Genomic DNA, 24,798 nt, shown 5'->3' on the forward strand with positions numbered 1-24,798 from the left:
TGTGAGAGGGGGCTTGCTCCCGATAGCATCAGGTCTGTCAGAGCATCTGGTACTGACACACCGCTATCGGGAGCAAGCCCCCTCCCACATTTTTGTTCTGCGGCGTGTCAGTTCAGTACTGCAGCACCCACTCTTTGAGCCTTGCGACGGCTTGCCACAACCAACCCCGCCAACACCACCAACAAGCTCAAGATGCCGGTCGCGATAATCTCGACCCGATGCGCTTCCTGGAACAGCATGACGGTCAACGTACCGACGATGAACACCATCACCGCATAGGTCAGGCCCGGGAACAGCCACATTTTGAACGCGATCTTCTCGCCCGCCGCCGTGCGCTTCTGGCGCATGCGCAGTTGCGACACCGCAATCACCAGGTACACCAGCAACGCAATGGCACCGGAACTGGCCAGCAGGAACTCGAACACTGCCGCCGGCGCCACGTAGTTGGCAAACACCGCCAGGAACGCCGCGCCAGTGGACAGCAACACCGCCCAATAAGGCGTGCCGCTTTTGTTGGTGCGCTTGGACACAGCCGGCGCATCACCGCGACGCCCCAGGGAGAACAGCATGCGCGAGGCGGTGTACAGCGCCGAGTTCAGGCAGCTGGTCACGGCAACCAAGACCACCAGGTCGACGATCAGCTTGGCATTCGGGATGCCCATGCGCTCCAGCACCGTCTGGTAGGAACCTACCGCCGCCAGAGTCGGATCGTTCCATGGCACCAGGGATACGACGATAAAAATCGACAACAGATAGAACAAGCCAATCCGCCAGATCACCGAGTTGGTGGCCTTGGTGATTTGTTGGCCGGGGTTCTTCGATTCAGCCGCCGCGATGGTGACGATCTCAGTGCCCATGAACGAGAACATCGTCGTCAGGATGGCCGCCAAGACTGCGCCGATGCCATTAGGCATGAAGCCCTGGGTGTCGAACAGGTGCGAGACGCCACTGACTTGGCTGGTTGGCAGGAAACCGAAAACCGCCGCCAACCCGAGGATCACGAAGCCGACGATCGCCACCACTTTGATCAGTGCAAACCAGAACTCGAACTCACCGTAGTTCTTCACGCTGAACAGGTTGGTCGCCGTCAGCAGCAAGGTGATGATCAGGGTAAACGCCCAGATTGCCACGCCGGGGAACCAGGCATGAAGGATGGTCGCAGCGGCGTTGGCCTCCAGCGGAATCACCAGCACCCAGAACCACCAGTACAACCAGCCGATGGTGAAACCGGCCCAATGGCCGATCGCACGGTCGGCATAAGTGGAAAACGAACCGGTGTCCGGCGACGCAACGGCCATTTCGGCCAACATGCGCATCACTAATACCACCAGCGTACCGGCCGCCGCGTAGGCCAACAGAACGGCCGGGCCGGCTGCAGCGATCGCATGGCCGGAGCCGACAAACAAACCGGCACCAATAACGCCGGCAATCGACAGCATGGTGACATGACGCGGTTTGAGCCCCTGTTCGAGGTCATTGGAGCTTTGCGTACTACTCATTGACACACCTTTGCGAGGAATTGCGAAAACGGTCCGTCCCGCCTGCAGTCTTTCTCGTGAAAAGAAACCAACGGGGCGTTCTTTATTTTTTACGCAAGATTTGCGCCAAAATGTTACAAAGCCGCGATTGACGCGGGCTGTAGGACGATTCAACAACCGACGCAAGTCATTGAGAACAATGGCATTCCGCTATAGCGTTACCGTGCGACCCACTTTCAGGACGAACAAACGCACCAAAAGCACACACAAAAAGTACGTGACGCCTCATAAAAGGGCTGATAAGCACCGTTTGCCCGGTTAACCCTTCCAACACCCGGCCAAAGCTGGCACCATCGCGCCCTTTTTTACGCGAAGCCTGTGGATTTACCGGGTTCATACGTCTGTCAGGTTGTAGATGGCGCGACACGCTGCTGTGCCGATGCGACACCCTGCCGCAGACCACCCGTTAACCGCCCGCAGCGCTGTTGGCTGCCATCCGAACGCTATGCTAGCTTGGCGCCTCGCCAGGAAGGCGGCCCAACAGCGTCGAACGCAACGAACACAATGAGGACCGCACATGGCCGAGGCCACGCCCGCGCTTGAAATCCGCAACTTGCATAAACGCTATGGTGAGCTGGAGGTACTTAAAGGTATCTCGCTGACCGCCCGCGACGGCGACGTGATCTCGATCTTGGGTTCCTCCGGTTCCGGCAAGTCCACCTTTTTGCGCTGCATCAACCTGCTGGAAAACCCCCATCAGGGCCAGATCCTGGTCGCCGGTGAAGAACTCAAGCTCAAGGCCGCGAAAAACGGCGAGCTGATGGCTGCCGACGGCAAACAGATCAACCGCCTGCGCAGCGAAATTGGTTTTGTGTTTCAAAACTTTAACCTGTGGCCGCACATGAGCATCCTCGACAACATCATCGAGGCGCCCCGCCGCGTGCTCGGCCAGAGCAAGGCCGAAGCCATTGAAGTGGCCGAAGCCCTGCTGGCCAAGGTCGGCATCGCCGACAAACGCCACGCTTACCCTGCGCAACTGTCCGGCGGCCAGCAGCAACGGGCGGCCATTGCGCGCACCCTGGCGATGCAGCCCAAGGTCATCCTGTTCGACGAGCCGACCTCGGCCCTTGACCCGGAAATGGTTCAGGAAGTACTTAATGTGATCCGCGCACTGGCCGAAGAAGGCCGCACCATGCTGCTGGTCACCCATGAAATGGGCTTTGCCCGCCAGGTGTCCAGCGAAGTGGTGTTCTTGCACCAGGGCCTGGTCGAAGAGCAAGGATCGCCACAGCAGGTGTTTGAAAACCCGCTTTCGGCACGCTGCAAACAATTCATGTCCAGCAACCGCTAACGGAGCAACATGCATGCAGAACTATAAAAAATTCCTTCTGGCCGCGGCCGTTTCGATGGCGTTCAGCGCCACAGCCATGGCGGAAACCCTGAAGATGGGGATCGAAGCGGCCTACCCGCCCTTCAACAATAAAGACGCCAGCGGCAACGTCGTCGGCTTCGACAAAGACATCGGCGACGCCCTGTGCGCCAAGATGAAAGTCGAGAAGTGTGAAGTGTATGTCTCCGACTGGGACGGCATCATCCCGGCCCTGAACGCCAAGAAATTCGACTTCCTGGTGTCTTCGCTGTCGATCACCGATGAACGCAAGCAGGCCGTCGACTTCACCGACCCGTACTACTCCAACAAGCTGCAATTCATCGCGCCGAAAGCCACTGCGGACTTCAAGACCGACGCAGCATACCTGAAGGGCAAAACCATCGGCGCACAGCGAGCGACCCTGGCCGGTACTTACCTGGAAGACAAGCTGCCGGACACCACCGCCAAGCTGTATGACACCCAGGAAAACGCCTACCTCGACCTGACGTCCGGACGCCTGGACGGCATCCTCGCCGACAAGTACGTGCAATACGAATGGCTCAAGAGCAAAGACGGTTCGGCCTACGAGTTCAAAGGCGACCCGGTGGTAGAAAGCGACAAGATCGGTATCGCCGTACGCAAGGGCGACCCACTGCGCGAGCGCCTGAACAAAGCCCTGGCGGAGATCAAGGCAGACGGCACCTACAAGAAGATCAACGACAAGTATTTCCCGTTCAGCATCGAATGATCTGAACGACTTGCCCGGCGTGCTCAGCGGAGCACGCCGGCTTTAAGCTCTGCCTTGCGATATGAAAACACCATGAATTTCGATCTCTACGGATTCGGCCCGGCACTTGCCGCCGGCGCGCTGATGACCGTCAAACTGGCGCTCACGGCCCTGTGCCTGGGGCTGGTGCTGGGCCTTGCCGGCGCCTTGGCCAAGACGTCCCCGTACAAGCCGCTGCAATGGCTTGGCGGCGCTTACTCGACCATCGTCCGCGGTATTCCCGAATTGCTCTGGGTGCTGCTGATTTATTTCGGCACGGTCAACCTGATGCGTGCCCTCGGTGAGTTCTTCGGTAACCCCGACCTTTCTCTCAGTGCCTTTGCCGCCGGGGTGATCGCCCTCGGCCTGTGCTTTGGCGCCTACGCCACGGAAGTGTTCCGTGGCGCGATCCTCGCCATTCCCAAGGGCCACCGCGAAGCGGGTGTGGCGTTGGGGCTGTCGAAGTTCAGGATTTTCACCCGCCTGATCATGCCGCAGATGTGGCGCATCGCCCTGCCCGGCCTGGGCAACCTGTTCATGATTCTGATGAAGGACACCGCACTGGTTTCGGTGATCGGCCTGGAAGAAATCATGCGCCACGCCCAGATCGGCGTGACCGTGACCAAGCAGCCCTTCACCTTCTTCATGGTCGCGGCATTCATGTACCTGGGCCTCACCGTGCTGGCCATGACCGGCATGCACTTCCTGGAAAAACGCGCCGCCCGCGGCTTTGCAAGGAGCACCCAATGAGCGGCGACTACAGCTGGCTGGCGCATTTCGACCTGGGCCTGAACTGGGCCGTGATCATCAAGTGGCTGCCCAAGCTCGCCCAGGGCGCCACCCTAACGCTGGAACTGGTTGCCATCGCGGTGATTGCCGGCCTGCTGCTGGCGATCCCGCTGGGCATCGCCCGTTCCTCGCGCCGCTGGTACGTGAGCGCCCTGCCCTACGCCTACATTTTCTTCTTCCGGGGCACGCCACTGCTGGTGCAGTTGTTCCTGGTCTATTACGGCCTGGCACAGTTCGATACGGTCCGTGAGAGCGTCCTCTGGCCCTACCTGCGCGATCCGTTCTGGTGTGCCACGGCGACGATGACCCTGCACACCGCCGCTTATATCGCCGAGATCCTGCGCGGCGCGATCCAGGCCATCCCGCCGGGTGAGATCGAAGCGGCACGCGCCCTGGGCATGTCCAAGCCCAAGACGCTGTTCTACATCATCCTGCCCCGCGCCTCGCGCATCGGCCTGCCGGCCTACAGCAACGAAGTGATTCTGATGCTCAAGGCCAGCGCCCTGGCCAGCACCGTGACCTTGTTGGAGCTGACGGGCATGGCGCGTACGATCATCGCCCGCACCTACTTGCCGGTGGAGATCTTCTTCGCCGCCGGGTTGTTCTACCTGCTGATGGCTTACATCCTGGTGCGCGGCTTCAAACTGCTCGAACGCTGGTTGCGCGTCGATGCCTGCCAGGGACGCTGAGGCCCGTTTCAAAGCGCTGGATGCGTTTCTGATCGAGCATCAAGGGCTGTGGCGACCACGGCCCTTTACGCACCTGCAATTACCCTGGGAAGCCGCGCATCCCGAGTTGGCCCACTGGCTTCGCCAACGCTCGTTGGCGGATGCCGAATCCAGCCACAACCACAACCACGCCCACGCGTTAGCGGCGCCTGCGCCTTTTCCACAGTTGGCGGAGCGGGCATTGCGCCTCAGTGCAGTGGACGAGTTACCGAAACGCGCACTGGAGCCGGCCCGCCACCGCCTGAACGTCGACGTGCCCGGCCGCAAATGGCAGCAGATCGAAGCCTTCGGTGCCGCATTGCAATTCACCGAAACACCTGGCCACTGGCTGGACTGGTGTGCCGGCAAAGGTCATCTCGGCCGTCGCCTGCTGCAACCCGGCCAGCAACTGACTTGCCTGGAATACGACCCTGCCCTGATCGCCTCAGGCCAGGCGCTGAGCGAGCACCACCGATTGCCGGTCACGCATCGCCTGCAAGACGTGATGGCGGATGTGACACTCAGCCCCGCCCACACGCCCGTCGCATTGCATGCCTGCGGCGACTTGCACGTGCGCCTGTTGCAACTGGCCAGTGCTGCCGGCTGCAAACAACTGGCGCTGGCGCCCTGCTGTTATAACCGCATCAATGCCGAGCACTACCAACCGCTATCGAGCGCCGGCCGGACGTCAGGCCTGCGCCTGTCAAAAGATGACCTGGGCCTGCCATTGAGCGAAACCGTCACCGCCGGCAATCGCGTGCGCCAACAACGTGACACCTCCATGGCTCGACGCCTGGGCTTTGATCACTTGCAACGCCAGTTACGCGGCCACGACGACTACTTACCCACCCCCTCTCTGCCCGCCAGTTGGCTGGGTAAACCCTTCGCCGACTACTGCCGGGAACTGGCGAACCTCAAGGGCTTATCCACAGGTGAACAGGATTGGGCTGCACTGGAGGCCGAGGGTTGGCGCCGCCTGGCACAGGTACGCAACCTGGAATTGGTCCGAGGCTTGTTTCGACGCCCGCTGGAGATGTGGCTAGTGTTGGACCGGGCGCTCTATCTGTCGGAACAGGGCTACAAGGTCGAGATAGGCAGCTTCTGTGAGCCCGCCCTGACCCCACGCAACTTGATGGTGCTGGCCGAGCGCGATTAAGGGGCAAAATTTCCTATATGCCCCTGTGGATAACTCTGTTGATGGATTCTTTACAGAGGCTGTTCCCATCAGCGCTGCAGGCCAAAAGGCACGCTGGTCATTTTTTGTTCACAAAATAAAATGCACACAAAACAGGCAGTTGCAGCGTGTTGAGAACCGCTCCACAAAATGGCCGTCACCTGACAGCCGCAACCAACCGATTGTGCATAAGCATCTGGCATTAAGCCTATAAAGCGCGCTTCATGGTTTCTTTTTCGGTGCCTTCAATGCCAGGCAAATCTCATTGATATCGTCTCCGGCCAGCCGCTTGGCTGCGCTGTCCAACGGGTCTGCCGCAAAGGCCAGCGCCTCGTTGATTGCCACGTCACGATGTACTTCAAATGGTGGGGACTCCAGGCGCTGCTTGAAGGCCTCGACCATGTCCAGGCCGAAGGCATCACTCTCGTCCACCTGATTGACCACTACATGCACAGAGGGTGGGCGAGAGCCCTCAAGATGGGGCGCCAGCAGTTGGTCAAAATGCTCCAGAGTGGCAAGACACGCAGCATCGGGATGAACCACCAGCAGCACCACGTCGGCAACGCTCAGCGCTTGATGGAAGTAGACGTTATTACCGGCAGGCGTATCGATGATCAGCGTTTGCCGCTCGCTCAGGCCCAGGGACGCGAGACGCTGCGCCAACCAGTTGGGCTCATGCTTGAGCCAACGCTCCAGGTTTTCCTGCTGCTGGATATCGATATCGCCAAAGGTAATCACCTGGCAACCGGCGAAGCTGACCTGTTGCAAAGCCCCCCACTGCCCATGCTCCAGACTGGTGCGGCCAATACCGGGTAACGCCGCACTGACCCCGAAGTGATGATGCAAGGCATTTTGCGGGTCCAGATCCAGCGCCACCACTGACTCACCATGACGCTGCAAGCCACTGCTCAAGGCCGTGGCCAACGTGCTGCGCCCAACGCCGCCATTGATAGACACCAGCGCCACGACCTTGGCGCGCACAACCGCGATATCGGCGGGCGGGGAATGTGAGTGGGTGTCTTCGTCGCCAGGCACACTGCCAAAAAAGTGCATCCGCGCATTAATGCCTTGGGCATCGTGGCTGACATCTTTGCCAAATAACGCCAAAAGTTCTTCGCTGAGGCTCATAGCCTTCTCCTCACGACGCAGCTTAAAGACGTGAAGTTCGGCAAGCAGGCACTAGCCGCAGGTCTTTTTTATAGGCGTCCCGGTGAATGCATTCTGGGTCAGGCACAGAAAAGTGTCATTATTTTGATGTTTTCGCAGTTTATTTTTCGGACGAACGGCTTAAAGTCAATTAAATGGCTTTCTAGCCGCTTAATGCCCCCTTCCCCTTCAGCCCTCCTTCGTATCGGCAAGTACATAAATATTCAGCCAATACACAACGAGACAAAACCCGAGATCGACGACACAGACCAGATACCTCCCAGGCGCTCAATGACCTCACCCCATCACTGACCCTGAGGACACTACGATGAACCCCAACAACTGGAAACCCCTGATCGCCGCCGCCCTGCTTGCACTGACCGCCACCGCACACGCCGGCGTAACCCCCAAGCCAGACATCCAGCGCGTACTCTCCACCAGCGAAGACTCCCGCTCGGGATGCGGCATAGTGAACGCGCGAATGACCTATCTCGACTCAAAGGGCCAGACGCAGGTGTTGGATTACATGAAATTCACGGACAACTGCGGCGATGGCAACTGAGCTGATTAGACGGCCCCGGAGCACGACTCGCCGCCATGAAAATACGGCCTGCTCAAGAAAACCTCTGTATTTGCAAAAATAGTCAGAATTCAGGGGTTTACAGATGCCTTCCAATCGCTATAATCGTCGCCCTAACACGCCGGTATAGCTCAGTTGGTAGAGCAACTGACTTGTAATCAGTAGGTCCCGGGTTCGACTCCTGGTGCCGGCACCATACAAAACGAAGCCCTCGCAGAAATGCGAGGGCTTTGTCGTTTCTGGAACGTCCATTTTTCCGTCAACCCACTGACAATCTTCCAGCCAATACACCAACACAACGTAAGTAACTTCACACCTATTGGCCGAAAACGCTGAACAGTGCATCCAGCATCAGCGTGCTTATCTTTGCCCCCTGCCTCTCTAGACTGGGTCGTACCTTTCCCAGCCCAAGGAGCATTGTCATGTCCAAACATTCAATCAATGGCAAGGTCGTACTGATCGCCGGCGGTGTGAAAAATCTCGGCGGTTTGCTCGCCCGCGATCTCGCCCTGCAGGGTGCCAAGGCGGTAGTGGTGCATTACAACAGCGCCTCCAGCCAGGGCGATGCCAACGCCACTGCGGCGGCTCTCGAGGCGCTGGGAACCCAGGCGGTGGTGTTGCAGGCAGACCTGACCACAGCCGGGGCCGTGGAAAAGCTGTTCAGCGATGCCGTGGCTGCAGTCGGGCGTCCGGATATTGCGATCAACACCGTGGGCAAGGTGTTGAAGAAACCCATAGCTGAGATCACTGAAGCTGAGTACGACGAGATGATGGCGGTTAACTCTAAAACCGCGTTTTTCTTTCTCAAGGAAGCCGGCAAGCACCTCAACGACAACGGCAAGATCTGCACCATCGTCACCTCGCTGCTCGGCGCGTTCACGCCGTTCTACGCGGCGTATGCCGGCAGTAAAGCGCCGGTGGAGCAGTTCACCCGAGCGGCTGCAAAAGAACTCGGCGCGCGAGGTATTTCGGTGACGGCAGTGGGCCCGGGCCCGATGGATACACCGTTTTTTTATCCGGCCGAAGGTCAGGATGCGGTGAACTATCATAAGACCGCCGCGGCGCTTTCGCCGTTCTCGCGCACGGGCCTGACTGATATCGAGGATGTGGTCCCGTTCATTCGCAACCTGGTGAGTGATGGCTGGTGGGTGACGGGCCAGACGATTTTGATCAACGGCGGGTATACCACCAAGTAACGGGCGAAAAGCGATTGCAACCCCGTAATGCGGCGTTGACACTTTTCCCGACAAACCAGGCCGTGGGGTTGCTATGAGCGTCGATCAGTCTGCACATCACCCGCCGGTTTCGAGTGAAACAGGCTAACGCCGTCGTCGAGCACTGATAACCCATGGACCGCATCGACCAGTACCAAATTTTCGTTCAGGTGGCTGAGCTCGGCAGCTTCATCCAGGCCGCACGCCTGCTGAAACTGCCGCGTGCCACAGTATCGGCGGCGATTCAACAATTGGAAGCCAATACCGGAACGCGCTTGCTGCACCGCACCACGCGTAAGGTGTCGTTGACCACCGATGGCAGCCAGTTACTGCAGCGCGCACGCCAGGTATTAGTCGAGATCGATGAGATCGACCAACTGTTCCACACCCATCAAGAGCAGGTGATGGGGCGCCTGGAGGTCGATGTGCCCAGTCGTATCGCCCGGCGCCTGCTCATTCCTGCGCTGCCCGATTTTCTCCAGCGTTACCCGCACCTGGAACTGGGCCTGGGTTCCACCGACCGCTCGATAGACCTGGTGCAGGAGGGCGTCGATTGTGTGATTCGTTTCGGCACGCCGCAGATCAGCAGCCTGGTAGTGAAACCGTTAGGGCAGGTGTTGACGATCAACTGTGCCAGTCCCGCTTACCTGAGCGAGTTTGGCGTACCCACCGACCTTGCCGAGTTGCAGGAGCGGCACGTATGCGTCGGCTATGTGGCGGGATCGAGCGGGCAGGAGGTTCAGTGGGAATACTGTCTCGACGGCGTCCGGCATTCGTTGCCACTGCCCTGTCGCTTGGTGGTCAATAGTGCGGAAAGCTATATCACCGCATGCCGCACAGGCCTCGGTTTGATTCAGGTGCCGTTGTTCGATGTGCAGCATCTACTCGATAGCGGCGAGTTGGTGGAAGTACTGGCAGCTTACCGGCCACCGTCGATGACCGTGTCTGTACTGTATCCGGATCGTCGCCAACGCTCTCGCCGCCTCAGTGCCTTCATCGAGTGGTTTGCCAGCTTGATGGCGCCATATCTGCAGAGTAGGTAAAGCCGTTTCGATTGGCGGTGAAGACAATCAAGCAACCCGCCCCCCTCTCCTGCGCAAGTAGATCATCTGCACAGTAACGCCGATAACAAGCACCAGCGCTATCCCCGCCTGCGCACCGATCAGCACCGGCGATTTCAAATCGCTAACAAAAGGATGACCATCAGGCACCCGGCGCAATGTCTCGGACACCGTCGGCACCATCAGGAAAAACGCCGTCAGGCTCAGGAAGATGGTTTCCAGATAAATCCGCGCACGGCCCAGCCAGGCCAGGTGCGCAACGCCATAACCGGCCACGAGCAAGGCAATCGTGATGACGCCAATGAGGTTGCTGACCGGTTGTTTGGCGACCAGGAACACGCTGAAAGCACCGATCAGCATCGATGCCAGATAGAACCTGCCCGGTGTTGAGCGGGGAACGATGCGCCCGGAGCGGATGAACATGTAGGCCGCCAGTGGAATGGCGGGCAGGCTGCCGAGGGTGTGGATCCAGCCGAGGGTGGAGATTCCGAACATTTTGCGTTTCCCGTGTGATTGGAAGATATGCATAAACGACCTGCGCTGGAAACGCTCATCCAGATCGCCTCGGCGCGTTATGATCCGGGAATCAGCTTATTGAAGGCGTGGCCGTGCAGACATGACCAATCCCCTCGAACATTTGATCATTCATCCGGAAATGCAGTTGGAGGGCCTGGCCAAAGGCGACCTTTTGTCTCAGGTACTGGCGCAGATTCGTCTGACGGGCGACCGCGTTTATGCCTCTGAGCTGACCATCGGGCAACCGCTCAAGCTTGATGAAAAGAGCGCGCATATCTGCGTAGTCCAGCAAGGCGGGTTGCAACTGGAGAGCTGTGGCCAAGCACCGGTGATGCTGGAACAGGGCGATGTGCTGCTACTCCCTCACGACCCCACGGGTATCAGGATTACGGCATGCAGTGGGCCGGCCACGGTGGTGGTCTGCCGATTCTGGTTCGATGCAAGCAGTTTCCAGGCGATGCTGTTTGCCCTGCCGCAGTTGATCCACATCCGACAGACCGAAGCGGCGGCCTGGGCCGAAGGTATTCTGCATTTCATGTTGCTCGAAGCCCATGACACGCAACCCGGCGGTGCGTTGATGATTTCGCGCCTGATTGATCTGGTGGTGATACGCATCCTGCGCACCTGGGTTCAACAGGGTGGTGCGTCGGGATGGCTCGGAGGGTTGTCGGATGCGCGCATCGCCCGGGCGCTGCGGGCTATCCACGCAACGCCCGGCCAGCAGTGGCGCATTGATGCGCTGGCGGAAGTTGCCGGCATGTCGCGTTCCAATTTCTGCGAGCGGTTCAGTACGTTGGTCGGGCGCTCACCGTTGCGCTATCAGAATGAGTGGCGGCTGACCTTGGCAAAAACCATGCTTTCCCGACAGGGAGGTCGCATCGGCGAGGTTGGGTTTGCGGTGGGTTATGAGTCCGAGGCGGCGTTCAGCCGGGCCTATAAGGCTTTTTTCGGGCGTTCGCCTCGGGATGACCACGCCCGACACGCACCCGATAAGTGATCGCCTGCACATAAAAAAACCCCGAACCAGTCGGGGTTTTTATCGCCTGGGATCAGGCGCGACTTGCGATCAATCAGAAAACGTTGATCGGGTAGTCGGCGAACAGACGGATTTCGTTACCGCCTACGTTGTAGTTGCTGGCGTTGTTGGAGACGCGCAACCAGGACGCACGCGCACGCAGGCTCAAGTCTTTGGCTGGGCCGCTCTGTACGACGTACTTGAACTGGTTCCAGATTTCACGCTCGGTACCGTCGCCACGGTTGCTACCGTCGTCGATGTTGGTACCGCGTACGTAGGCAACGTTGTAGGTCAGGCCCGGTACGCCGAAGGTGGCGAAGTCGATGCCGTAGCCAACCTGCCAGGAACGCTCGTCCTTGCCGTTGAAGTCAGACCAGTAGGAGTTGGCCAGCAGGATGGTGTTGCCACCGTCGCCGATGCCGCCGGCGTTGCGGTAGCCGCCGTACAGGTAGCCGGTGTCGCCGGTGCTGCGCTGGTGAGCGACGGTGAAGCTGTGCGGGCCGACAGCCCAGGTAGCGCCCAGGCTCCAGATCTTGTTGTCGCGAGCGTCCGCATCACCTTGGTTTTCCAGGGCGAAGCTGCGGTCCAGCTTGGTTTTGTAGCCGTTGAAGTCAAACGTCAGGGACTGTTTCTCTGGCAGGGCCAGCACGTAGTTGACGTTGACGTATTGCTTCTTCAGCACGTCCTGCATGTTGGAGGCATACAGTGCAGCCGACAGGCTTTCGGTGAATTTGTAGCTACCACCGATGTAGTCGATGCTTTTCAGGCGGCCGCTGTCGCTGCCTTCGGCGCTCTTGCGGGCTTCCTTGGTGAAGTGACCGGCGTCCAGTTGCAGGCCGGCGATCTCTTTGGAAACGATCGAGGTGCCTTCAAAGGTTTCCGACAACAGACGGGAGTTGTCGTACTCCAGGACCGGTACGGCTGGCATCTGCTGACCGTATTTGATCACGGTATTGGAGATGCGCGCCTTGACGGCTGCTCCACCCTTGGCCAGGTCGTTGGCGGCTTCGCCGCTGTCGCCTTGTTTGAAGAAGTCGATACCACCAGCGCCGCTACGGCCTTTGCCACCATCCAGGCGAATGGCGTACTGGCCGATCACGTCCACACCCACACCGACGGTGCCTTGGGTGAAACCGGACTCGAACTTGCCGATGAAACCCTGGCCCCACTCGGCTTTGTCTTGCTTGCCGTTTTTGTAGTCGCGGCTGATGTAGGCGTTACGGGCAGCAATGTTCAGGTGGCTGTCGTCAACAAAACCCTTGGATTGCTCCTGGTCGTTTGCCATGGCTGTCGATGCGCTCAAAATCCCCAGAGCGATCAAACTCATCCGTTGCTTCAACATATTCTTATATTCCTTATTACTGGTTGAGTACGCGCTGTGACACCAGGCTCCGTGTCGCTTTTCTGGTGTCGGCTTTTTCCGGAAAAAAGAAGGCCCGCGGACGACTGAACTGCCGCGGGCCTTTTTTTATTGGAGTAAGTCATGGCGGTTAGCCACAGGCGTTGGGCGCAATCCTATGCGCCCGTTGAACTATGTGTCAATTTCGTGAATCGTCTGTATTTAGGCGAAATAATTCTAAGCAGCGTCCTACTGCGCCCACTGTGGATGGGTATGCGCAAACCGGCAGTTGCGCGTGGCGCTCTTCAGTTCTTCAATAACTCACACAATGCTTGCACTTCATCGTCACTGAACAACCCCACCGGATAGCGCTGCATCACCACGCTGCGCAGGTCTGCCCGCCTGGCTGGTCGCGGTCCATTTGCCTTCAACCACAGCGCCAATGCGTGGATCGCATCACCGTTGACCCGCGTCGGGTGGAACGGGCGCGTGTAGATCAGGTTGATATCGGCATTCATTTCAGCGCTCTCTCCTACTGCGTGAGCGGCTAACTTACTCAAGGTTTATGACAGAACTGCGCAGTCATCAAACCTTGATCACGGTGACAACATCGATACAAGAGCTATGCCAATGTCCCGTGTTTGCAGGCTTTAGAGCATAAAAAAGCCCGCGACCTTGCTGGGCCGCGGGCTTGCTATGAGCGCTCTAAAGAGGTAGCGCGCAGCGCTGCTGCAAGCGCTGTTACAACTGCACTCAGTTTTTGTGCGGGGCGGGCTGTTGTTGGGTCAGGCAATGGATATTACCGCCGCCCAGTAACAGTTCACGGCCCGGCACCATGACCACTTCGTGCTGCGGGAACAAGTGCTGCAGGATAGTCCTGGCCTGGCCGTCCATCGGATCGTCAAAGCTCGGCGCGATGATGCCGCCGTTGACGATCAGGAAGTTGACATAGGAACCGGCCAACCGAACGCTCGGGTTACGCTCCTGGCTGCCATCCACCGGGTCCACGCCTGCGCACTCTTCCTCGGTGGCGAACAGCGGCCCCGGGATCGGCATTTTGTGCACGATGAACGAGCGTCCCTGTGCGTCAGTGCTACTTTGCAGCACATCCATGGCCGCGTGGCAGCGCGCATAGTTCGGGTCTTGCGGGTCGTCGGTCCAGGCCAGCAGCACTTCGCCTGGGCGTACGTAGCAGCAGAAGTTATCCACATGGCCGTCGGTTTCGTCGTTGAACAGACCGTCCGGCAGCCAGATGATCTTATCCACAGCCAGATTGGCGCTCAGCACGGACTCGATGGCCGCGCGATCCAGATGCGGGTTGCGATTACGGTTCAGCAGGCATTCTTCGGTGGTGATCAGCGTGCCTTCGCCGTCGACATGGATAGAACCGCCTTCCAGCACGAACCCTTCGGTGCGGTAACGCGGTGCGCGCTCGATCTCGAGGATCTTGCCGCCCACCTGCGAGTCACGGTTCCACGGCGCATACAACCCCCCGTCAAAACCGCCCCAGGCGTTGAAGTCCCAGTTAACCCCACGCACTTCACCGCTGTTGTTGATGACAAAAGTCGGGCCGGTGTCTCGCACCCAGGCGTCGTCGCTGGACATTTCCACGACACGGATATTGGGCACATCCAAACGTGCGCGGGCGTTTTCGTACTGGCCGGCGGAAACAGCAACCGTCACCGGCTCAAAACGCGCAATCGCCTTGGCCACCGCCACATGAGCCGCCTGCGCCGGCTTGCCGCCCAGGCGCCAGTTGTCCGGACGCTCGGGCCAGATCATCCAGGTTTGGGTCTGTGGCGCCCATTCGGCGGGCATATAGAAGCCATCGGCGCGAGGTGTGCTGTGCAGGGTGGTCATGGCGTTCAGGACTCCGAATGAGGGAATGGCCGACTTTATAGCGGATAAAAATCGGCTTTAAAAGCAACAAAAGATCATACAAGGAAAACATTACATAAATTGGTCGATAAAAATCGGCTATCTACAATTGCTCATCCAGCACTTTCGACAGCATGTCGACAAAGAAATCCACGCTGCGCCTGGACGTGATCATCGGCGGCTTGATCTTCAAGATGTTGAGATAGTCGCCGGTCGGCTGCATGAAGATGCCCAGCTCGCGCAGACGATCGCACAACAGCGCGGTCTCGAAAGTGGCGGGCTCCAGGGTTTGCCGATCACGAACCAGCTCCAATCCCAGATAGAACCCAGAGCCGTGAACAGCCCCTACCAATGGGTGACGGTCGATCAGTGCCTCCAGGCGAGCCTTGAAATGCCCTCCCACTACCTGGGCGTTTTCCCACAGCTTTTCTTCCTCCATCACATCCAGTACCGCCATGCCGATACGGCAACTGACCGGGCTCCCCCCTGCCGACGAGAAGAAATAGCCCTCGGCCTCCAGCGCTTCGGCGATCTCCCGTCGGGTGATTACCGCACCCAGCGGTTGGCCGTTGCCCATGCCTTTGGCCATGGTGATGATGTCCGGCACCACGACCTGTTCCTCAAAACCCCAGAAAAAATGCCCCATGCGGCCGTAGCCCACTTGCACCTCATCGGCGATACACACACCGCCCTGGGCACGTACCAGGCTATATACCTGCTGCAAATAGCCCGGCGGCAGGGAAATGCCACCGGCATTGCCGTACACCGGCTCGCAGATGAAGCCCGCCAACTGGCGTTTGCTCGCGGCGATTTTCGCCAGGTTATGCTCCACGCTTCGTACGTAATCCGGCGCACTGTCCGGCCCGCGGAACTCACCTCGATAGGTATTCGGTGCGGTCACCGGGTGCACCCAATCCGGGCGGCTGCTCAATGCCTGGGGGTTGTCGGCAATCGAGGTGGACACCGCATCCGCCGCCACCGACCAACCGTGGTACGCCTCCAGCACGCTGAGCATGTCGCGCCCGCCGCTGTAGGCCCATGCCAGGCGGATCGCCAGGTCGTTGGCCTCGGTGCCGCTATTGACCAGGAATACCCGGTCCATGCCATCCGGCGCCAGCGCCAGCAAACGTTCGGAAAACTCGGCAATCGCCGCGTAATGAAAGCGCGAGTTGGTATTGAGCAACGACCATTGCCGCGCCGCCACTGCGGCCATGCGCGGGTGACCATGGCCCAGCACCGCCACGTTGTTGAGCATGTCCAGGTAGGAACGGCCCTGCATGTCGATCAGGTGGTTGCGCCAACCCCGCTCGATGCGCGGCGGGTCGACGTAATAGTGCTTCTGCGAACGCGCGAAACTGGCGTCACGTCGCGCCAGCAGGGCTTCGGGGTCCAGTTCCGGCTCGGCATCACAGGCCAGGCCCAACAGTGTTGCGGGTGAGGGGCAAAGCGCCTGCCAGGCCGGCGCCCTGGAGGGCGTGCAAAACAACGGCGGCTCAAGCTCCACCCGGCACAACTGGACCGTGAGCGGCGCCTGCACTTGCCCCAGGACCTGCCCTTTGACCAGTGCCGAGCCAGGCGTCAACTGCGTCTTCACGCCCCATAAGCGCAGGCTCAATGGCGTACCCTGCAAACACACTAAACCGTCGGCGCCCGCGTGCAATGTCCCGGCAAAAGGCGCTTGTACGATACTGCCATGGGGAAGATGCAGCTCCACATGCAGGGCAAAGGTTTCCGGCTCGGCGGCGCTGTCGGGGCGCGTGCGCGACAACCGGTACTGCCCATATCGGCTGGCCGCCAGCCCATGCACCGCCGCCGCCTCATCCAGCAGCCGCTGGTCGATACCCGGCACTTCCCAGTTGCCGGCCTCGAAATGCGGGCTGAGTACGCCCAGGTCGATCAACGCAAACTCACGTCCTACCAGGCCAGGCAGCAAAGGGGCGAAGTCCTGCTCGGCAATCGTCGGCAACGTGTCACCGAGGCAACTGAAGATCGCGGCCTCCATCAACTCGAACGGTACCGATGTCGCCACATGGAAGATTTCCCACTCGTGCTCGGCGTTTTTCAACAGGTAAGCATTGTCCGGGTCCAGGCGTTGCTGCTGTTCGCTGCTCAGCACCAGCACCGCCGCACGGGCGACGATCAACGGCCATAGCACTTGCAGCTCTTCGCGTTGCAACGGCGTGATTGCGTGGCACGCCTGGATCGCCGGCAAAATAGCAAACGGGTCCCCTTCGGCATGGTGCAGCAGCGCCGCGCAGGTGACTGACAGGTCGGCAATGCGCCAGGTGTGTACCAGATCACCGAAATCAATCACGCCCTGGCATTGCCAATGCCGCTGGGCGTCGCGCTGCCACACGACATTGTCGTCAGTGATGTCCATATGCACCGCCTGCCATGGCAACCGTTGCGCCAGAGGCTTCACGTACGCTTCGACCTGCCGGGCCACCTGTGCCAGGGCGGCGCGCTGAGGCAGATCCTGCAGAGTCGTCAACAAATGGGTGATCAGTTCCTGTGCATGGCGCGGGTCCCACTGCAGGGTACGCTCCAGGCCCGGGTGCTCGAAGCCCGCCAGGGCCTGGCTCATCCGCCCGCACAGCGCTCCGAAGCCTTGGATCACTTCGCGGCTCAGGTGCGGCAAATCGGTCAGGGGCCGGCCGTCGATATACTCCAACAGCCGCAGATGCAGGGTTTGGTCATCGAGGCTTACCGTCAGCAGTTCGTCGCCCTTGAGGCTCTGGATGACCTTCGGCACACGTAGGTGCTCGCGTCCCTGCAGGTCCTTGAGGGCGGCATGCTGGGCCTGTAATTCAATGGCGGCGTAATCGCCCCGGCTGATTTTCAGAACAAACCGGCCACGCTCGCTGTCGATCTTGTAGTTGACGTCTTGTTGGCTACCCAATGACTGCAAGGAACCATCAAGGCCATAATGCTGCTTGAGTAATTGCGCCGCTTGGTCAGGGCTCACTTGTGGGCAAGGCAAACTGGCACGATGGATCAATGTGGCAAGCAACATTGTGACGCCCTCTGTTTTTTCAGGCGTCTATATCGCCATTGTTATGGGCAGTTAATCAACCCCTCATGCTCGCCGTGCTTGCACCAGCCCGCCTCACAACTCAAGCTATGCTTCTTTCGCCCAGTGTCCGTCTAAGGAAAAGGCCCTCGACATGCGCATTCTCATCACCGGCGGTGCCGGATTTATTGGCTCCGCCCTGATTCGCCACCTGATAGAACACACTGAGCACGAAGTGCTTAACCTGGACAAACTCACCTACGCCGGCAATCTTGAGTCGCTGACCAGCATCGCGTCCAACAGCCGCTATGAGTTCGTCCAGGCCGACATCGTCGACCAGGCCACCGTCAGCGCCGTACTGGCGCGCTTCGAGCCGCAGGCGATCATGCACCTGGCGGCCGAGTCCCATGTCGACCGCTCCATTGACGGTCCGTCGGATTTTATCCAGACCAACATCGTCGGTACCTACAGCCTGCTGGAAGCCACACGGGCTTATTGGCAGAAGCTGGCAGAACCGGCCAAAAGCGCGTTCCGCTTTCACCACATCTCCACGGATGAGGTATACGGCGACCTGCACGGTGTAGACGATCTCTTCACTGAAACCACGCCTTACGCACCCAGCTCACCTTATTCCGCGAGCAAGGCAGCCTCCGACCACCTGGTACGCGCCTGGCAGCGCACTTATGGCCTGCCGGTGTTGCTGACCAACTGCTCGAACAACTACGGGCCGTTCCACTTCCCCGAGAAGCTGATCCCGCTGGTCATCCTCAACGCCCTCGCGGGCAAGCCACTGCCGGTCTATGGCGATGGTTTGCAAGTGCGCGACTGGCTGTTCGTCGAAGACCACGCCCGTGCCCTGCTCAAGGTGGTAACCACCGGCGTAGTCGGCGAGACCTACAACATTGGTGGTCACAATGAGCAGAAGAACATCGATGTGGTGCGCGGCATCTGCGCCCTGCTCGAAGAACTGGCGCCGCAACGCCCGGCCGGCGTGGAAAAATTCACCGACCTGATCACCTTCGTCAAGGATCGCCCAGGCCACGATCAGCGCTACGCGATCGATGCCAGCAAGATCGAACGCGAGCTGGGCTGGGTTCCGCAAGAAACCTTCGAAACCGGTCTGCGCAAGACCGTGCAGTGGTACCTCGACAACCTGGAATGGTGCCGCAGGGTCCAGGATGGCAGTTATCAAGGTGAACGACTCGGCAACACTGACGCAAAGGATCTGATCGCATGATGAAGGGTATTGTATTGGCCGGCGGTTCCGGCACCCGTTTGCACCCCATCACCCTGGGCGTGTCCAAGCAACTGTTGCCGGTTTACGACAAGCCGATGATCTACTACCCGATCTCGGTGCTGATGCTGGCGGGGATCAAGGACATCCTGGTGATTTCTACACCAACGGACTTGCCGCAGTATCGTAACCTGCTGGGTGACGGCAGCCAGTTCGGCGTGCGCTTCAGCTATGCCGAACAGCCGTCTCCGGACGGACTGGCTCAAGCCTTCATCATTGGTGAAGAATTCATAGGTGAAGACCCGGTGTGCCTGATCCTGGGCGACAACATTTTCCACGGCCAGCACTTCGGCGAGCAGTTGCGCACCGCGGCCCAACGCCCGTCCGGCGCCACCGTGTTTGGCTATTGGGTCAAGGATCCTGAGCGTTTCGGCGTGATCGACTTCGACAAGGACGGCCGTGCCCTGTCCATCGAAGAGAAACCGGCGAAGCCCAAGTCGAGCTATGCCGTGACCGGGCTGTATTTCTACGACAACGACGTGATCCAGATTGCCAAGGCGGTCAAGCCTTCGCCGCGTGGCGAATTGGAAATCACCGATGTCAACAACGCCTACCTCAAGCGAGGTGACCTCCACGTTGAACGTTTCGGCCGCGGCTTCGCCTGGCTCGACACTGGCACCCATGACAGCCTGCTGGAAGCTTCAACCTACGTGCAGACCATCGAGCATCGCCAGGGCCTGAAAGTTGCTTGCCTGGAAGAGATCGCCTATCAGAACGGCTGGATCGACCGCGACTATCTGCTGGAGCGCGCCAAATACTTTGGAAAAACCGGCTATGGTCAATACCTGTACTCACTGGCCGACGAGGACACTAAATGAATGTAACCGCGACTGAATTGCCCGGTGTATTGATCATCGAACCGAAGGTTTTTGGCGATGATCGCGGTTTTTTCTATGAAAGTTTCAACGCCCGGCACTTTGAACAAGCCACTGGGTTGCAACAGCAGTTTGTGCAGGACAACCACTCACGCTCGCAAAAGGGCGTGTTGCGGGGCCTGCACTATCAGGTCGAGCACGCCCAGGGCAAACTGGTGCGTGTGACAGCCGGTGAGGTTCTGGACGTGGCGGTGGATATCCGCCGCAGTTCGCCCAACTTCGGCAAATGGGCCAGCGTGCGCCTGTCTGCCGGCAATAGTCGCCAACTGTGGATTCCACCGGGGTTCGCCCATGGTTTTGTGGTACTCAGTGATTACGCCGAGTTCCTCTACAAAACCACCGACTATTACACGCCGGCAGCCGAGCGTTGTATCAGTTGGAACGACCCCACGCTAAACATTGACTGGCAACTCGATGGCCCGCCGATCCTGTCTGCCAAAGACCAGAACGGCAAGAGTTTCAAAGACGCGGACGTGTTCTCGTGACCTCCCGTCTGAAAATCTTGATCACCGGCCAACACGGCCAAGTCTCCCAGGAGCTGCAACAGCGGCTCCTGGGCCTGGGCGAACTCATCGTACTGGGCCGCGACCAACTCGACCTGGCCAACGTCGAGCAGATCCGCCAACAGGTTCGCACCCATCGCCCCGGCCTGATCATCAATGCTGCGGCTCACACCGCTGTCGATCAGGCCGAAAGCGAACCGGATGCAGCGTTTGCCATCAACGCAACCGCGCCCGGCATCCTTGCCGAAGAAGCCAAGGCCCTGGGCATCCCACTGATTCACTACTCGACCGACTACGTGTTCGATGGCGCCAAGCCGGCGCCGTATACCGAAAACGACGCGCCAAACCCGCTGGGCGTCTATGGCCAGAGCAAGCTGGCGGGCGAGCAGGCAATTGCAGCGGTGGGCGGGGAGTACCTGATTTTACGAACCAGCTGGGTGTATTCGAGCCACGGCAAGAATTTCCTGCTGACCATGCAGCGTCTGCTGCAAGAAAAACCGCACATGCGAATCGTCGCTGACCAGATCGGCGCGCCGACCTGGGCCGGCAGCATCGCCGAGAGTACCCGCGCCCTGATCGAGCGCTGGTTGGCTGGTGCAGCGGGTGAATGGGGGGTGTATCACCTGACCGCCCAGGGCGAGACCTCATGGTTCGGCTTTGCCCAGGCGATTGGCGAACACCTGCGTGCGCAAGGCAAGCCTTGCGCCGAGCTGGAAGCGATCCCGTCCAGCGCTTACCCGACGCCCGCCCAGCGCCCGCTGAACTCGCGTCTGGATTGCAGCCGCCTGCAGCAACAATGGCAGGTCAGCCAGCCGCGTTGGCAAGACGCATTGCGCGAGTGTCTTGCAGGGCAGCACTAGGCATAATGCGCCTGTACCCACAGGCGCATGACTTCCATGACTCCACCCCTTCCACGAAGACCTCGCTGGCGCAGCCTCGCCCTGTTGGCGTTATGCCTGGCCCCGCTGCTGTGGCCGCTGGAACACTTGGCCGAGCGCTATTACGGCAGCGAGTTGGCGGGTCAGAACCGGCAAACCCTCGACCTGTACGTGGCCAACCTGTTGGGCACCCTGCACCGCTACGAAGTCTTGCCGCAGATCCTGGGGGACCTGCCCGCCCTGCGCACAGCCCTGGATGCACCTCAGGTGAGCACCAACCTGGCCAACGCCAACCAGTTGCTCCAGGACGTCGCCGCCCAGGCCGGGGCGGAAGTGATGTACCTGATGGACACCTCCGGCAAAACCCTGGCGGCTTCCAACTGGGACAAGCAAGACAGTTTCGTCGGCCGTAACTTCTCGTTCCGACCGTATTTCAGCGAGGCCATGGCTGGGCGTCTGGGGCGTTTTTTCGGCCTGGGCACCACTTCGGCCAAGCGCGGCTACTTCTTTGCCGCCGCCGTGCGCGATGGCGAAAAGATCATCGGCGTACTGGTGGTCAAGGTCGACCTGGACCATACCGAAAGCCTGTGGGGCAATACGCCGGAACAGCTTTTGGTGACCGACCACAATGGCGTGGTAATCCTGACCTCGCGCCCGCAATGGCGGTTTCGTGCCACCCGGCCACTGACCGCCGCAGAGCGTGAGGCGATTATCGCGATCCAACCTTACCCCACCCGCGACCCACAGCCGCTGGCGCTGAGTGCCACGGCATGGCTGCGTCAATCCACGGCCATCGCCGAAACCGGGTGGAATGTGGAGATCCTCGCGCCACGCTCACTGATCAATCGCCCGGTGCGCACGGTGGTCGCCGTCGGTGGCGCGACGCTGTTGGTGTTGATGCTGTTGCTGGGCCTGATGATGCAACGTCGGCGGCATTACCTGGAGCGCATTGCCTTCGAAGCCAAGGCGCGCCGCGAGCTGGAAGCACGCGTGGCCGAGCGTACCAGCGATCTGGAGGGCCTTAACCGGCGTTTGAAACAGGAAGTATTGGAACGCGAGCACGCTCAGCAGGAACTGGTGCGCGCCCAGGATGACCTGGTGCAAGCCGGCAAGCTGTCAGCCCTGGGCACCATGTCGGCGAGCATCAGCCACGAACTGAATCAGCCCCTGGCAGCGATCCGCAGTTATGCAGAAAACGCCGAGATCCTGCTCGACCACGAACGTACCAACGACGCCCGGGGCAACCTCAAGCTGATCAGCGAACTGACCGGGCGCATGGCCTCGATCATCGCGCACCTGCGTGCGTTCGCCCGGCGCGACCGCCATGCACCGGAAAGCGTGGCCCTGCAGCCGGCGCTGGATGATGCACTGGCGTTGCTGGCCAAGCGGCGGCGGTCGATGGAAGTCGAACTGATCCGCGATCTGCCGGAGGCGACCTTATGGGTGCAAGCCGGGGAAACCCGCTTGCGCCAAGTGCTTGGCAACCTGCTGGCCAACGCCCTGGACGCCCTCACCGAAAAAGGCCCGCCGCGAAAACTCTGGTTGAGTGCCCAAACCACCGAACAGGGCGTCAACCTGTACATTCGCGACAACGGCCCCGGGTTTTGCATGGAAGCCCTGGGCCGCGCCAGCGAACCGTTCTACACCACCAAGACCCGCACCCAGGGCTTGGGGTTGGGCCTGGCGATCTGCGAAACCCTGATGCGTGCCTTTGGCGGCGAACTGCTATTTGCCAACCACAAGGAAGGCGGCGCGTTGTTAACCTTGAAATTGCGTGCCGGTTCGCCGGGCGTCAGTCTGCAACCGTCCGAGGACCGCAGTGTATGAGTATCGATAACCAGATTCAGGTGGTGTTGATCGACGACGATCCACACCTGCGTCAGGCCCTGTGCCAGACCCTGGACCTGGCCGGGCTGGCTGTCCTGACGCTGGGTGAAGCGACCGGCCTCACTGCGCGCTTGACGCGGGACTGGCCAGGGGTAGTGGTCAGCGACATCCGCATGCCCGGCATGGACGGCCTGGAGCTGCTCGCCGAACTGCACGGCCAGGACCCGGACCTGCCGGTGCTGTTGATCACCGGCCACGGCGACGTGCCGTTGGCGGTGCAAGCCATGCGTGCCGGGGCCTACGACTTTCTGGAAAAACCCTTTGCCAGCGACGCCCTGCTCGATAGCGTGCGCCGCGCCCTGGCGCTGCGTCGCCTGGTGCTGGACAACCGCAGCCTGCGCCTGGCCCTCAGCGACCGCCAGCAACTGAGCACACGCCTGGTGGGGCACTCGCCACAAATGCTGCGCCTGCGCGAGCAGATCGGTGCCCTGGCGGCGACCAAGGCCGACGTGCTGATCCTCGGTGAAACCGGCGCCGGCAAGGAAGTCGTGGCGCGTGCGCTGCATGACTTGTCGAGCCGGCGCAGCGGGCCGTTCGTCGCGATCAACGCCGGCGCCCTGGCCGAATCGGTGGTGGAAAGCGAACTGTTCGGCCACGAGCCCGGTGCCTTTACCGGCGCGCAGAAGCGCCGTATCGGCAAGTTCGAATTTGCCAACGGCGGCACACTGTTCCTCGATGAAATCGAAAGCATGAGCCTGGATGTCCAGGTCAAGCTGCTGCGCCTGCTGCAGGAACGCGTGGTCGAGCGTCTGGGCGGCAACCAACTGATCCCGCTCGATATCCGCATCATTGCCGCCACCAAGGAAGATCTGCGCCAGGCCGCCGACCAAGGGCGCTTCCGTGCCGACCTGTATTACCGGCTAAACGTCGCTCCGTTGCGCATCCCGCCGCTGCGTGAACGAGGGGAAGATGCGTTGATGCTGTTCCAACACTTCGCGGACGAAGCCGGCAGCCGCCACGGCCTGCCATTGCAGGAGTTGCAACCGGGCCAGCGTGCGCTGCTGTTGCGCCACAGCTGGCCGGGCAATGTGCGCGAACTGCAGAATGCTGCCGAGCGCTTTGCATTGGGCTTGGAGCTGGCTCTGGACAACACCCAGGACAGCCCTTCCGCCGGCGTGCTCACCTCGACACCGGGCGGCTTGAGCGAACAAGTCGAACAGTTCGAAAAAAGCCTGATCGCCGCCGAACTGACGCGCCCCCACAGCTCCGTACGCAGCCTCGCCGAGGCACTCGGCATCCCGCGCAAAACCCTGCACGACAAATTGCGCAAGCACGGCTTGATCTTCGCCAACCAGAGTACCGACGAAGAATGATCCACA

At 60.1% G+C, this 24,798-nt stretch carries 22 protein-coding genes and 1 tRNA gene; 16 read left to right on the forward strand and 7 right to left on the reverse strand.

Annotated features, from left to right (window positions below; genetic code table 11):
• Positions 1-107 precede the first annotated feature (107 nt).
• Positions 108-1,499 carry a GABA permease gene (gene gabP / locus ACQRBV_RS07580; protein ID WP_060754624.1) on the reverse strand — a complete coding sequence of 464 codons (1,392 nt, stop codon included), beginning with the start codon at positions 1,497-1,499 and terminating at the stop codon, positions 108-110.
• Positions 1,500-2,055: 556 nt separating this feature from the next.
• Here gabP and ACQRBV_RS07585 point away from each other — a divergent pair.
• From ACQRBV_RS07585 to ACQRBV_RS07605, 5 genes are all read left to right on the forward strand, one after another.
• The gene (locus tag ACQRBV_RS07585; protein ID WP_010213906.1) at positions 2,056-2,829 is read left to right on the forward strand and encodes an ABC transporter ATP-binding protein; all 774 of its coding nucleotides are present in this window, start codon (positions 2,056-2,058) and stop codon (positions 2,827-2,829) included.
• A 13-nt stretch (positions 2,830-2,842) separates the two neighbouring features.
• The gene (locus tag ACQRBV_RS07590) at positions 2,843-3,595 is read left to right on the forward strand and encodes an ABC transporter substrate-binding protein (RefSeq protein WP_060754625.1); all 753 of its coding nucleotides are present in this window, start codon (positions 2,843-2,845) and stop codon (positions 3,593-3,595) included.
• Between the two features lie 72 nt (positions 3,596-3,667).
• Positions 3,668-4,363, forward strand: a complete 696-nt coding sequence (locus ACQRBV_RS07595) for an ABC transporter permease (protein ID WP_053253867.1) — start codon at positions 3,668-3,670, stop codon at positions 4,361-4,363.
• A 38-nt stretch (positions 4,364-4,401) separates the two neighbouring features.
• Positions 4,402-5,091 carry an ABC transporter permease gene (locus ACQRBV_RS07600; RefSeq protein ID WP_060754698.1) on the forward strand — a complete coding sequence of 230 codons (690 nt, stop codon included), beginning with the start codon at positions 4,402-4,404 and terminating at the stop codon, positions 5,089-5,091.
• Complete coding sequence (locus ACQRBV_RS07605; protein WP_411985323.1) at positions 5,072-6,265, forward strand: methyltransferase; 1,194 nt, start codon at positions 5,072-5,074, stop codon at positions 6,263-6,265. The genes ACQRBV_RS07600 and ACQRBV_RS07605 overlap by 20 nt, the downstream gene beginning before the upstream one ends.
• 240 nt (positions 6,266-6,505) lie before the next feature.
• Here the strand turns inward: ACQRBV_RS07605 and bcsQ are convergent, their stop codons facing one another.
• Positions 6,506-7,411, reverse strand: a complete 906-nt coding sequence (bcsQ, locus tag ACQRBV_RS07610) for a cellulose biosynthesis protein BcsQ (RefSeq protein ID WP_411985324.1) — start codon at positions 7,409-7,411, stop codon at positions 6,506-6,508.
• 346 nt (positions 7,412-7,757) lie between these two features.
• Between bcsQ and ACQRBV_RS07615 the strand changes: the two genes are divergently transcribed.
• From ACQRBV_RS07615 to ACQRBV_RS07630, 4 genes are all read left to right on the forward strand, one after another.
• Positions 7,758-7,991 carry a DUF2790 domain-containing protein gene (locus ACQRBV_RS07615; protein WP_104995262.1) on the forward strand — a complete coding sequence of 78 codons (234 nt, stop codon included), beginning with the start codon at positions 7,758-7,760 and terminating at the stop codon, positions 7,989-7,991.
• A 138-nt stretch (positions 7,992-8,129) separates the two neighbouring features.
• A tRNA-Thr gene (locus ACQRBV_RS07620) sits at positions 8,130-8,205 on the forward strand.
• 226 nt (positions 8,206-8,431) lie between these two features.
• Positions 8,432-9,205 (forward strand): SDR family oxidoreductase, encoded by a 774-nt coding sequence (locus ACQRBV_RS07625; protein WP_411985325.1) that lies wholly within the window; start codon positions 8,432-8,434, stop codon positions 9,203-9,205.
• Between the two features lie 152 nt (positions 9,206-9,357).
• A complete protein-coding gene (locus tag ACQRBV_RS07630) occupies positions 9,358-10,266 on the forward strand; it encodes a LysR family transcriptional regulator (protein WP_161547680.1) in 909 nt (302 codons plus the stop codon).
• 27 nt (positions 10,267-10,293) lie between these two features.
• On the opposite strand, the gene ACQRBV_RS07635 is transcribed toward ACQRBV_RS07630, so the two are convergent.
• Positions 10,294-10,812: a hypothetical protein gene (locus tag ACQRBV_RS07635; RefSeq protein ID WP_411985326.1), complete on the reverse strand. Its 519-nt coding sequence runs from the start codon at positions 10,810-10,812 to the stop codon at positions 10,294-10,296.
• Positions 10,813-10,900: 88 nt separating this feature from the next.
• Between ACQRBV_RS07635 and ACQRBV_RS07640 the strand changes: the two genes are divergently transcribed.
• Positions 10,901-11,797 (forward strand): AraC family transcriptional regulator, encoded by an 897-nt coding sequence (locus tag ACQRBV_RS07640; protein ID WP_411985327.1) that lies wholly within the window; start codon positions 10,901-10,903, stop codon positions 11,795-11,797.
• 73 nt (positions 11,798-11,870) lie between these two features.
• Here the strand turns inward: ACQRBV_RS07640 and ACQRBV_RS07645 are convergent, their stop codons facing one another.
• The 4 genes from ACQRBV_RS07645 to ACQRBV_RS07660 all read right to left on the reverse strand — a co-directional run bounded on the left by ACQRBV_RS07645 (position 11,871) and on the right by ACQRBV_RS07660 (position 18,045).
• On the reverse strand, positions 11,871-13,157 hold the full coding sequence (locus tag ACQRBV_RS07645; protein WP_090367454.1) for an OprD family porin: 1,287 nt from the start codon (positions 13,155-13,157) through the stop codon (positions 11,871-11,873).
• A 302-nt stretch (positions 13,158-13,459) separates the two neighbouring features.
• Positions 13,460-13,672 (reverse strand): hypothetical protein, encoded by a 213-nt coding sequence (locus ACQRBV_RS07650; protein ID WP_090367457.1) that lies wholly within the window; start codon positions 13,670-13,672, stop codon positions 13,460-13,462.
• 235 nt (positions 13,673-13,907) lie between these two features.
• On the reverse strand, positions 13,908-15,014 hold the full coding sequence (gene aguA / locus ACQRBV_RS07655; protein ID WP_104995246.1) for an agmatine deiminase: 1,107 nt from the start codon (positions 15,012-15,014) through the stop codon (positions 13,908-13,910).
• Between the two features lie 121 nt (positions 15,015-15,135).
• Positions 15,136-18,045, reverse strand: coding sequence for an aminotransferase (locus tag ACQRBV_RS07660; RefSeq protein ID WP_411985328.1), 2,910 nt, complete (start codon positions 18,043-18,045; stop codon positions 15,136-15,138).
• 151 nt (positions 18,046-18,196) lie between these two features.
• Here ACQRBV_RS07660 and rfbB point away from each other — a divergent pair, with 151 nt between their 5' ends.
• From rfbB to ACQRBV_RS07690, 6 genes are read left to right on the forward strand one after another with little or no spacing between them, the layout of a single operon-like run.
• On the forward strand, positions 18,197-19,279 hold the full coding sequence (gene rfbB / locus ACQRBV_RS07665) for a dTDP-glucose 4,6-dehydratase (RefSeq protein WP_090367463.1): 1,083 nt from the start codon (positions 18,197-18,199) through the stop codon (positions 19,277-19,279).
• On the forward strand, positions 19,276-20,154 hold the full coding sequence (rfbA, locus tag ACQRBV_RS07670; protein ID WP_161547672.1) for a glucose-1-phosphate thymidylyltransferase RfbA: 879 nt from the start codon (positions 19,276-19,278) through the stop codon (positions 20,152-20,154). Before rfbB ends, rfbA begins: the two co-directional genes overlap by 4 nt.
• Positions 20,151-20,696 carry a dTDP-4-dehydrorhamnose 3,5-epimerase gene (gene rfbC / locus ACQRBV_RS07675; RefSeq protein WP_090367467.1) on the forward strand — a complete coding sequence of 182 codons (546 nt, stop codon included), beginning with the start codon at positions 20,151-20,153 and terminating at the stop codon, positions 20,694-20,696. The genes rfbA and rfbC overlap by 4 nt, the downstream gene beginning before the upstream one ends.
• Positions 20,693-21,574 (forward strand): dTDP-4-dehydrorhamnose reductase, encoded by an 882-nt coding sequence (gene rfbD / locus ACQRBV_RS07680; protein ID WP_411985329.1) that lies wholly within the window; start codon positions 20,693-20,695, stop codon positions 21,572-21,574. The genes rfbC and rfbD overlap by 4 nt, the downstream gene beginning before the upstream one ends.
• 36 nt (positions 21,575-21,610) lie before the next feature.
• Positions 21,611-23,419 (forward strand): sensor histidine kinase, encoded by a 1,809-nt coding sequence (locus ACQRBV_RS07685; RefSeq protein WP_060754647.1) that lies wholly within the window; start codon positions 21,611-21,613, stop codon positions 23,417-23,419.
• The gene (locus tag ACQRBV_RS07690) at positions 23,416-24,792 is read left to right on the forward strand and encodes a sigma-54-dependent transcriptional regulator (protein WP_411985330.1); all 1,377 of its coding nucleotides are present in this window, start codon (positions 23,416-23,418) and stop codon (positions 24,790-24,792) included. Before ACQRBV_RS07685 ends, ACQRBV_RS07690 begins: the two co-directional genes overlap by 4 nt.
• Positions 24,793-24,798: the final 6 nt, after the last annotated feature.

The sequence above is a fragment of the Pseudomonas sp. R11F genome (assembly GCF_050312575.1).
GTDB classification, from domain to species: domain Bacteria; phylum Pseudomonadota; class Gammaproteobacteria; order Pseudomonadales; family Pseudomonadaceae; genus Aquipseudomonas; species Aquipseudomonas palleroniana.